Source organism: Paenibacillus sp. J45TS6, assembly GCF_018403285.1.
GTDB lineage: Bacteria > Bacillota > Bacilli > Paenibacillales > Paenibacillaceae > Paenibacillus.
In genome coordinates this window covers 79,646-91,047 of the sequence record NZ_BOSJ01000002.1, presented here as the reverse complement: position 1 = coordinate 91,047, position 11,402 = coordinate 79,646, and the positions used below count along the sequence as shown (strand labels likewise).

Sequence of the window (11,402 nt, the reverse complement as noted above, 5' to 3'; positions counted from 1 at the left end):
TTACCTCACTATATGCGTCTATATAGTAACTTCAAAATAAGGTAATAAATGGGGGTTACTGACTTGGACCGAAAGCACAACCAAAAAGTGATACTATGGATTGCTTCTGTAGCTATTGTAATTGGACAAGGTACTCTAGTAAGTGCAAGCACGAATGAACAAGGAAAAGCGAAATATATTTCATCTAGCTCTTCAGCTACTTTATTAGGCACAAATCAGACTACTGAAATTGAATCGTATGAAAGTTCAACCAGTATAGTCGACTCATCTAAAGAAAATACAAGAAGCATAGATACTTTATATCCTTCCACTCTATTATTCACTGGCTCTGATTCTCATCCACAGTCGCTGGGTAGTTCTTCGACTAATAATCTTGCTAATCCCCTATTAAAGACAGCATCTACGGGGAGCAGCGCATCAAAGAGTACGTCAGCCAATACTTCTACAAAAGCAAAGTCCAGTTCTACCACAACAAAAACAAACAAAACTCTACATACTCTGTCTAACCTAAAATCAGTCAAATTAACCTCAAAAAGTGTTGTAAAACTAACCGACCTCAATGTACTCACACAAGAAGATGGCAAGACCATCTCGTATACCCTAACTTATCAGAACAATGACAGCAAGAATCTCATGCTTATCGACTACTGGACAAAGGTAAAAACAAAGGGCGGAACGCTATATTCTCCTAGCCTAATTACACGTGACAAAGACAAGAAGAGCGTAGCGGCAGGATCTACTCTTGATGTGACGTATCTCGTAAAAGTAGGAAAGAGCGTGAACGTCAGCGATCTTTTATTTCAAATCGTAAAGTGGGATTTCAGTAAGCCGAATTATGAAAGTAGTCTGGGACACTTTAATGTACCGGCATCTTATACACTATCTACACCTGTAAATAAGTCCAAATCGATTCGTTTGGGAGATACCCCCGTTAAAGTCAAAGTAACCAAGCTAGAAGTCCATCCCGTGAATGAATATAACTATGCAGAAGTGACGGTGAATCTGCACAATATTGGTTACAAAATGCTAGAGAATCCAACGGCGAAATGGGTGTTGAGAACAGCAGGTGGAAGTAATTATCCGCTTATAGCGGAAACGGTAAGTACTGAAGCTGCGCCATTTAACATTCAACCACAGGAGAACAAGACGATAAAACTGCTCGCAACCATTCCTAAAGCTGTAAAACTAACAGGAGCAGAGTTAGTGCTGGTGGAGGAAGAAGGCGAGGCGAAGACGGTACTGCCTCTGGCCACATTAGAGCTGCCTAAAGCAAGTACGACGAAGATCGTTGCGACGGCTCCTTTTAAGGCAAGGGAAGTCGATGTGGATGGTCAAAAACTGCAAACCACGCTTGAAGGAGCAACGGTTAACCAAAGTTACGATAAGAACGATCTGTCCATTCGTTTTCATTTGAAAAATACAGGGAAACAAACGATTACGGTACCTAAGTATGAGTTCGTATTGCTTAGTGGAACGGGCAGATCTTATCCCATTACGACAAAGGCACTTGAGAATGTGACGCTGAAACCGGATGAAGAGAAGACAATTAAGCTGGATATCTCGGTATCCTATGCCGTTGCCCAAGGTGCACTTAAGCTGCAAATGAATGTACCTAAAGATCCGGAGAAAAAGGAACCTTCTTTCAGCTATCCAGCAGGGGTCTACATCTTACCTACGCCATCATCGTTGCAGAATACATTAGGATTGGAAACAACCGTGAAAAGCGATAATGGCACGTATGGAGTAACCTGGTCATCTATTCAACGCTTACCTTGGACAGACGGAGATCTTTTGTCTGCGAAGCTGACGGTGAAGAATACTTCTGTCAAAACACTGCGCCTTCCTGAACTGCAGGGAGCCTTTACCGTGGATTCTGCCAAAGACATGACAAGTACCAAGCTGATTAAAAGCCAGGCTGCCTCCTTGCTCGGTCCAGGTCAGTCTATAGACGTGTACCTTATGACTAAAGTACCGACATCTTTAGATATTGCACAGCTACAAATATCTTTAGAAGAGAAGGTAGGAGAAGAGTCTTTTGAGTGGCTGAAGCTGACGAATATTGGGACTGTTCCAGACGTTCCGAAAATTGAGAAAAATAAAGAATTTACCCTTACTACGCTTGGTAAAAAGGCTGAAGTAAAAACTAGAAAAACGGTAGTATACCCAGGTACGAGTACGGACCTTGTTTATACCGAGCTTGAAGTGACGAATCTCGAAAACCGCCAGACGGAGTTATCTCAGCTCAGCGGGTATTATCAGTCTTCGAGCGGGCTTTATTTTAAAACAAACGTGAAACAGATTGAATATCCAGCAGGTCCGGAAGATAAGAGTATTGTGACGATGTGGGCGAAAATACCGAAACGTGTCACCGTCTCAGATATGAGGCTAATTGTCGGAGAAGGTGTAACGGAAGATAAACTGACTTCCATCAAGGAAGAGCCTACCGGTTATGTGAATGCAGCATCACTCGAAATTGCACCGGAACAGCTCACTGCGCTCACAAAAATTGACCAAGTGGAATTGTACCCTTATCAGATTAAAACAAATAACTTTGATGTTTATCTATCTGGTAGTAGCAATGTAGCAGTTGAGTGGTATTATACGTTAACTCAGGATGATACGTATGATATGCCTGAAAATGAACATAAACTGGTTGTGGAAATTGCAGATTCAACGGGTCGTATGTTCACAAAAGAACTGATACCCACTACGGATCTTAAACTCGGAACGAATCAGCTGCTTTCTTGGACCATCGATGATCGGGTATTTGAAGATCGAAGAGTAGGAACATATCATATTTCTATTTATGATATGTTCCAGGGGGAAAAGTATAAAATAGCTGGAGAATCCATCTATTATAATACGAATCGTATTCCTTTGGAGCTGCCGAGGGATAAGTAGTCTTAATAGCAGAGTATTAGTAGAAATCAGTTAATAACAGCTATGAAAAGTTAACAGTAAATGATAAGTAACTTAAAAGTAACGAGAGTTAATAATGAGAGAATTAAGTGAAGCGAACCAATTAGAATAAAGTTAATAGTGCAAATAGAATTGCATAAAGTAAACCTTCTCTACTATAGATGGTAACTTTTTCTTGTGAACTAGCATGATACCCTCTATCATTAGAGTTACAGAAACAAAGGATGCAAGATTTGAAGGAGGAAGAACATCATGAAACGCATGTGGAAAGTAGGAATGGCAACCATCGCCGTAGGCGGAGGCATATGGATTGGTTCTATTATGAATATCTCAGCTGAAGGCGCATCGGTTCCGTCCCAGCCAGGTACAGCCGATGACCCTGTCGTTACGAAGAGTTATGTAGATCAAGCCATTAAAAATGCAGGACAAGGCAGCGGAGGAAGCACAAGCACGGCTCCTACCGAACCTTCTACACCAAGTATAAGTACACCAAGTACAAATACAGGAGATGAACTCAAGATCGTTGTTGTGAAACCAGGACAGCGTCTGATTGCCGGTGCAGGTACTGAGTTTATTGTTCGCAGCGGTAAAGCAGTCATCTACTCCGCAGACAGCAACGGTGTGGCAGATCTAACTCAAGGTGCAGATCTTGGTAATGGAACAGCGATTACAAATAACCACTTATTATCCTTCCCACGTGAAGGTCGTGGAATTGAAGTCGTGCAAGGGAATAAGTATAACCTGACTGTAATGGTTCGCGGATCTTATAAGCTCCAGTAGTAACAAGCAGCACTCATTAAAAGGATGTTTTCTTCCTAATCGTCATTAGTCATTAGTATGCGATGTTTCGCTTCATTTTATATATGAAGCGAAACATTTTTTTATTTTCATAAACCGTTCCTCATCATTAGAAAAAATCATTTGTAATTTCGCCTTATATATAGGAAGTGATTTTTTTGCATTCGTAGATGTATACCACTGTAGATTTTATACTCCAAAGATCGATCCGCTTCATTTTCCCAAAAGTAACAATACTTCACCAGTCTATATTCATCCCAAATGCAGACACTATACCTGCAAGATCATAAGCAGGAGGTGCAATCATATTATGCCAAGAAATAATCAAAAGCTTGTTCCGGAAAGCCGTCAGATGTTGGACCAGATGAAATATGAGATTGCTGCAGAGTTTGGCATCCAAGTAGGTGGATACACCGGTAAAGATCTGAATGCAGAGTTTGGCGATGAACTGGGATCAATGAGTGGTAACCGCTCTTACTCCGGATGGGGACATCTGACTTCCCGTGAGAATGGCTCGATTGGTGGAGAAATGACAAAACGATTGGTTCGTTCTGCAGAGTTACATGCAGCCGGACGCAAACTGTGAGGTGAATAAATCATGAGCAGAATAAATAAAATCACCAAAAAAGTTCAGAAATTCTTTAAAAAATTGTGGAAATAATCACGTTTGTCATTGATTGACACCGATTGACAAATACGTTAATATGTCGTATGAGGATGTATTGCAACCTTTTCCGTTTCGGGAAAGGTTCATTTTTTGTATTGGATAGAATTGATGGCTTATACCATACAAATCCATATACGTGGGAGGTTGAAACTACTATGTCTGTTAAAGGGCGCCACTTATTCACTTCTGAGTCCGTAACTGAAGGACATCCAGATAAAATTTGTGACCAAATTTCCGACGCCGTTCTTGATGCGTTTCTTGAAGCTGATCCCAATGCGCGTGTTGCATGTGAAGTATCTGTAGCTACTGGACTCGTACTAGTCATCGGAGAAATCAGCTCCTCTGCTGATTATATCGATATTCCGGCAATCGTACGTAATACGGTAAAAGAAATCGGCTATACTCGTGCAAAATATGGTTTCGACTATCAAACGTCTGCAGTATTAACATCTCTGAACGAGCAATCGAAAGATATCGCTCAAGGCGTTAACGCAGCACTTGAGAATCGTGATCCAGATCAAATGGATAAAGAGACTGAAAATATTGGTGCAGGGGATCAAGGACTTATGTTTGGTTTTGCAACCAACGAGACTGAAGAACTGATGCCGCTTCCGATTGCTTTGTCTCACCGAATTGCTCGTCGTTTGGCTGAAGTACGTAAGAATGGTACGCTTGAATACCTTCGTCCAGATGGTAAAACACAAGTTACTATAGAATATGATGGAGACAAGCCTGTTCGTGTAGATACGATCGTTGTATCCACACAGCATGCGGAAGAAATCACACTTGAGCAAATTCAAGCTGACATTAAAGAGAAGGTTATCCTTCCTGTAGTTCCAGCTAATCTGCTCGACGATGAAACTAAGTACTTCATCAACCCAACAGGTCGTTTCGTTATCGGTGGACCTCAAGGTGATGCAGGTCTTACAGGACGTAAAATTATTGTAGATACGTATGGCGGTTATGCTCGTCATGGCGGCGGTGCTTTCTCCGGTAAGGATCCTACAAAAGTGGACCGTTCTGCAGCTTACGCAGCACGTTATGTGGCTAAAAACCTCGTAGCTGCTGGACTTGCAGACAAAGTAGAAATTCAACTTGCTTACGCAATTGGTGTAGCAAACCCAGTATCGATCAATGTCGATACATACGGCACTGGTAAAGTTAGTGATGAAAAGCTTGTAGAACTCGTTCGCAATAACTTTGATCTTCGCCCAGCGGGTATCATTCGCATGTTAGACCTGCGTCGTCCGATTTATAAACAAACCGCTGCTTACGGACATTTTGGCCGTACAGATTTGGATGTACCTTGGGAACGCGTTGACAAGGTGGAAGCTTTGAAATCGCAAGCAGGTATTTAATAGATCAGAACTTCATTCTATGAAGTTTTTACACATCAAACCTTCGATGATGGTTATCATCGAAGGTTTTTTTTGGTGTTCCGCTTTATTTTCCCCAAGGAAGATGCCGAATATCCTTCTCCTGGAGAACGAGGATCATGACAATGGATAATCAAACTCATGAATCTTCAAAAAGAGCGTAACTTTTTCCATTTTTTGCAGTCTATTAAGTAGAGGATAAAAATGTCTTCAGCTCCGTACTCTCCTTACGAGTATCGGGGCTGAATCTATTAGATAACGCAAAACAAGATGGGAGAGTCGCTTTTCTATGGGAACAAACCGAATGCAAAAGGGGAAACAACAGAAGGATAGCAGGAAGAAGAAGTGGTTTATTATTACGATCGCAGGCGTTCTGTGGGTCACTCCGGTTCTTGGATCGAGCGGAGCCTGGAATACGGGACTTCCTATAACGAGTATAGCGCAAGCAGCAGTGAGTACAACAAAGCTATCTGAAGAGATAATTACGTCCGGTGCCAAAATGATAAATTACCAGTTCACTACAACACGCTCAAATGCCAAAACAAATATTCTTGCGAATGTCATTGAGGTGGATCTGAATAATCCATATGTAAAACTTGATGTGATGACAGGCAAGGGAGGTACATTTAATAGTAAACAAAGTACAGGCGGCATGGTAAAAGAAACAGGAGCCGTTGCGGGTGTGAATGGAGATTATTTTAAAGTAAGCGGTGAATACGCGCCCATTGGTGGGCAGATTTCAAGCGGAGTGCTTATGTCCACCCCGTCTGAGTTGTCCGGAATGTATGCGATGACGATAAGCAAAGACGGCAAGCCTATGATTGATGAATATAGCTTTGAAGGCACTGTTACAGCATCTAGTGGAGCTACCTATCCACTTCGAGGAATAAATAAGGAAGATTATTCACTAGAATCGGGAAGCACCAAATACAGCCACGCCAATTCAATATATATCTATACCTCAGCATGGACCTCACCTAAACGTCCGAATGATCCTGCTACAGTGCCGACTGAAGTGCTTGTACAGAATGATGTTGTTCAGGAAGTATCTTATAAGAGTGCACTAAGCACGTCAATTCCGGAAGATGGTTACATCCTACGTGCTCATGGCAAAGCAGCGGATTGGTTGGTTGCAAACCTCACAGTAGGACAAGCAGTAAATACAGATTACAAGTTAGTAGCGAAGACGACGGGTCAAAAGGTGAACCCAGATACGCTGCAAATGATGATCGGTGGGCATACGATTCTGGTAAGCAGTGGGAAAGCAACATCTTTTTCTCGTGATACGTCAGGCATCGGAGGTTACCGCGCTCGGACGGCGGTAGGTTATTCGAAGGATAATCGGTATGCATATCTGATCGCTGTACAGGATAATAGTGCAAGCAGCGGGATGTCCTTAAAAGAAATGCAATCCTTTATGACGAGTATCGGGATCTGGAAAGGGATGAACCTGGATGGCGGGGGTTCCACTACCATGATTACGAGACCGCTTGGGATGACGGCTACAGGTCTTGCTTTTCCAACAGAATATGGGACTGAACAGCGAGCGGTTGTTAATGGTCTTGGTGTGTATTCTCTTGCTCCTGGAGGAAAATTAAAGGGGCTTGCTATCAGCGGTTCTTCTTCTCTTCTTGTAGGTCAGGAGGCAGAGTACAGCCTGAAAGGGTATGACACGTACTACAACCCTTACGATGTGGGAACAACCTCAGTTACCTGGAAATCAAGTAATGGCAAGGTGATCAGCACAAGCGGCGGGAAGATCAAAGCAGTAGGCGGCGGAACAGCTACACTAACTGCGGTAAGTGGCTCAGCAAGCAGCAAGTTGAAAGTGACGGTAGTAGGCGGAAGCAATCTGACTGCACTGAAAGCCGGTTCAGGTACAGGCTCACTACAAGCAGGAAGCAGCATCGATATTCCGGTGACGGCAACGACCAAAGATGGACAAACCGTTTCACTTAGCGCGGATGCACTGAAATGGGAGTTTATTGGCTTTAAAGGCAGCGTGAAGGGAGATAAATTAACGGTTTCTTCTATTAATACAGGGGCAACGGTCGGTTACGCGATTGGTCGTTATGATGGATTCAGTACGGTAGTAGTCTTGTCTGCAGCAGGTGAAAGTATGTGGGAAGATTTCGAGAATGTAAATTACGGAGTCCAGTTTACAACAAACGCAGCAGGGGTAACGGGAACAGCAGAAGTAGTAAATGGCACCGAGGAAAAAGCAGGATCCAAAGTGCTCCAGCTCAGCTATGATATGACGGGCGGAAGTGGTAAAATGTATGCTTACGCTCAGCTGAATGGAACATCCGGCAAAACGATTGACTCTGCAGCTACTGCCCTATCGGTAGATGTTCTTGGAGATCACAGCCTGAACTGGCTGCGGGCAGAACTCACCGATGCGAAGGGGAAAACAGTGTATGTGGATTTGGCAAGAAATATAGACTGGTCGGGATGGAAGAAGCTGAATGTGGACTTAAGTAGTTCAGATATCTCATATCCAGCCAAATTAAAACGGGTTTATGTCGTGAATTTGGATGAAGGACAGGACGAGCGAGCCATGACAGGAACCGTAGCATTTGATAATATAGCATTTACAATGCCATCTCTATCAAGTGAGGCCGGTCTGCCTGAGGGAGTCGCCAAGCTTGTTTTAGGACAAAAATCGATGTTGTTTAACGGTCAAAAGAGAACCATTGATGCAGCGCCCGTACTGAAAAATAATGCTACCTACATTCCTATTAAGCATGTGCTTGATGTGTTTGGAGGACAGGCAACCTGGGATAGTAAAAACCAGCGAGTGACCATAATACGCGGTGGTAAGTTAATAGATTTGACGGTTGGTCAGAAAGAATTTGTAATCAATGGGCAACGTCAAAACGCGAGCGTGGCACCTTATATATCAGGTGGTAGGACTTTAGTCCCTCTAAGGCTTGTTTCTGAACAGCTTGGACTGACTGTAAAATGGGAACAGAAAACGAAGACCGTCACCATCGACTCGTGATATGGTATGATATATCCTGGAAACGTTAGGAATGGAGTCGAAAATACGTGGACTTTCAAGCAGATGCTCTCGATCGCGTTATAAAAAACGCCATGCAGGTCATGGAAAGTAGTAAATATCAAATTTTTGAAATCATGGACTCGTCTCGTACCGAGCTTAAAGCACTGAATCAGGAGGTTCAATCCATCCTGAAAGAGACGGCCGAAACGATTGAAAAGGTAGATCAACTGGAACTCAATTTCCGCAGGTCTCGAATCCGGCTGACTGAAGTCAGCCGTGATTTTGTCCGTTTCTCTGAACATGATATCAAGCAAGCCTATGAAAAGGCTACGCAGTTGCAGCTGGATTTGATGATTTACAGAGAAAAAGAAATGTACCTCAAAGCTCGCCGTGATGATTTGCAGAAACGTGCGCGCAGTATCGAGGCATCTGTGGAAAGAGCCGAGACCATTGGTTCACAGATGAATGTTGTCATGGAGTATCTGTCTGGTGAATTGGGTCAGGTTACACGGATTATTGAGTCCGCCAAAAACAGGCAGATGATCGGTCTCAAGATCATCTTGGCCCAGGAGGAAGAGCGGAAAAGAATCGCTCGTGAAATTCACGATGGACCCGCACAAATGCTTGCCAACCTAGTGCTTAGGACGGAAATTGTAGAAAGAATGCTGGCCAAGCAGGATTTTAAGATGGTACAAGCCGAAATAGTAGATTTGAAAAAACAAGTTCGTTCTAGCCTTGGGGAAATGCGAAAAGTTATTTTCAATTTGCGTCCAATGGCCCTGGATGACCTGGGCTTAATTCCCACACTTCGTAAATACGTGCAGGATTTTGAGGAAAAAACCAAAATTCGTTCACTGTTTGAAACTAGAGGGAAAGAACACCGTTTGTCTTCCGCTATGGAGGCAGCGATTTATCGATTAGTGCAAGAAGGTTTGTCGAATGCAGCCAAGCATGCTTATCCAACTTATGTGGTGGTCGAGATTACTTTCCAGGCTCAGCTGGTCAAGATTGTTGTGCAGGATAACGGTCTTGGATTTAAACCGGAGAAATTAGAGGAGAAAAGTAAGGATCACTCTCATTTTGGGTTAATAGGTATGCGGGAAAGGGTAGAACTGCTCGAAGGCCGAATGGAGATTGAATCAGGAGAAAATCAAGGCACTAAGATCGTGATTCATATCCCGACAAACGTGGAGAAGGGAAAGGAGTAACAGGATGGAAAACCAGAACATGAATAAGGCAGATATTAAAGTATTACTAGCTGATGACCATCAGCTGTTTCGTGAAGGATTGAAACGCATACTGAACATGGAGGACGATATTGAGGTCATCGGCGAATGCGGCGATGGAATCCAGGTACTTGAATTCTGTAATCAGATCAAGCCGGATATCGTTCTTATGGACATCAACATGCCGATTGAAAATGGTGTGGAAGCGACAGAAAAGCTGAGAGAAATGTTCCCAGATGTGAAAGTTATTATTTTGTCTATTCATGATGATGAAAGTTATGTATTTGAAACGCTTCGTAAAGGAGCAAGTGGATATTTGCTGAAGGATATGGAGGCAGAGTCTCTGATCAATGCCATTCGTTCCGTGCACGAAGGGTACGCATTTATTCATCCAAAAGTTACAGGGAAACTGATTATGCAGCTTCGTCGTATGACTTATCTGAATGAAACAGGTACCATGAGTGAAGGCGGCGTAAAAGAAGCAGGCGTGAAGTTTGTTGCTGGAGATAATAATCCACTGACTCGCCGTGAAGCAGAGGTACTTCGTCTTATGGCAGAAGGTAAGAGTAACAAAATGATTGGTGAGTTCTTGTTCATCAGTGAGAAAACAGTGAAGAACCATGTCAGCAGTATTTTACAGAAGATGGAAGTTGATGATCGGACACAAGCCGTAATTAATTCCATTAAATATGGTTGGGTCACTCTATAACGTAGGATAAACTTTAGCATGAGAAGGAAAATAGGGGTGTAACTTTTCGGGGGAAATGCTGAAGTTAGAACGTACAAGCTATCGTAAGCAGCCTTTTGCCGCCCCATAGGCATACATATGGCCAAGTCGGTTTCTTGTAATGTAGTATAAAATAGGACTAGGGTTTGTGCTATTCGGAGTTTTTTGATGCGAATCAGCAGCTAAATAAATAAAACTTTTATAAACGTTCATTGTGTCAACGTCCATATTTACGGCATATATTGTCGTAAAGGGAGGTGCAGTCGCCATGATCGAACATTTGTTATGGATTGCGCTTGTTTATGGCCTATCTGCTGCAACCGTACGTTTTGTTTATCGAACGCTGCAATCAAATCAGAAACAAGCCGAGCAAACACGTTATGTTTTGATTACAAGTAACCATGGATTTATACTGGAGTGGATTATCCGAGCACTGTCTTTAGATGCATCTTTACGAGGAAAAACCCATCATGTTACCGTAGTGGATTATGGCTCAAGCGATGAAACCCTGCTTTTGCTAAATCGGCTGTTTGACATAGCTGGAATCGAACTAGATATTATGGCTGGCGACGAATCCTTGTCTTATATGAACGTAAGCGGTATACAGGAACGGGAAGATACGAAATATATCGATCTTCGTCAAGAAGGCACGCTTCAAGGAATTCCATTCGTAAGCAAACTGTAGATA

The 11,402-nt window shown here is 42.8% G+C and carries 8 protein-coding genes; all 8 read left to right on the top strand.

Translation table 11 applies throughout. The features are described 5' to 3' along the window. Window positions 1-63 precede the first annotated feature (63 nt). On the top strand, window positions 64-2,901 hold the full coding sequence (locus KJS58_RS03145) for a hypothetical protein (protein WP_213530401.1): 2,838 nt from the start codon (window positions 64-66) through the stop codon (window positions 2,899-2,901). Between the two features lie 270 nt (window positions 2,902-3,171). Beyond that, complete coding sequence (locus KJS58_RS03140) at window positions 3,172-3,699, top strand: hypothetical protein (RefSeq protein ID WP_213530399.1); 528 nt, start codon at window positions 3,172-3,174, stop codon at window positions 3,697-3,699. A gap of 328 nt (window positions 3,700-4,027) precedes the next feature. Continuing rightward, on the top strand, window positions 4,028-4,303 hold the full coding sequence (locus KJS58_RS03135; RefSeq protein ID WP_213530398.1) for an alpha/beta-type small acid-soluble spore protein: 276 nt from the start codon (window positions 4,028-4,030) through the stop codon (window positions 4,301-4,303). Between the two features lie 236 nt (window positions 4,304-4,539). Further along, window positions 4,540-5,742, top strand: coding sequence for a methionine adenosyltransferase (gene metK, locus KJS58_RS03130; RefSeq protein ID WP_213530397.1), 1,203 nt, complete (start codon window positions 4,540-4,542; stop codon window positions 5,740-5,742). 307 nt (window positions 5,743-6,049) lie between these two features. Continuing rightward, window positions 6,050-8,761, top strand: a complete 2,712-nt coding sequence (locus tag KJS58_RS03125; protein WP_213530396.1) for a stalk domain-containing protein — start codon at window positions 6,050-6,052, stop codon at window positions 8,759-8,761. A gap of 47 nt (window positions 8,762-8,808) precedes the next feature. Next, window positions 8,809-9,969 (top strand): sensor histidine kinase, encoded by a 1,161-nt coding sequence (locus KJS58_RS03120; RefSeq protein ID WP_213530395.1) that lies wholly within the window; start codon window positions 8,809-8,811, stop codon window positions 9,967-9,969. A 4-nt stretch (window positions 9,970-9,973) separates the two neighbouring features. Next, on the top strand, window positions 9,974-10,696 hold the full coding sequence (locus KJS58_RS03115) for a response regulator transcription factor (protein WP_213530394.1): 723 nt from the start codon (window positions 9,974-9,976) through the stop codon (window positions 10,694-10,696). A gap of 286 nt (window positions 10,697-10,982) precedes the next feature. Next, window positions 10,983-11,399, top strand: coding sequence for a hypothetical protein (locus tag KJS58_RS03110; RefSeq protein WP_213530393.1), 417 nt, complete (start codon window positions 10,983-10,985; stop codon window positions 11,397-11,399). Window positions 11,400-11,402: the final 3 nt, after the last annotated feature.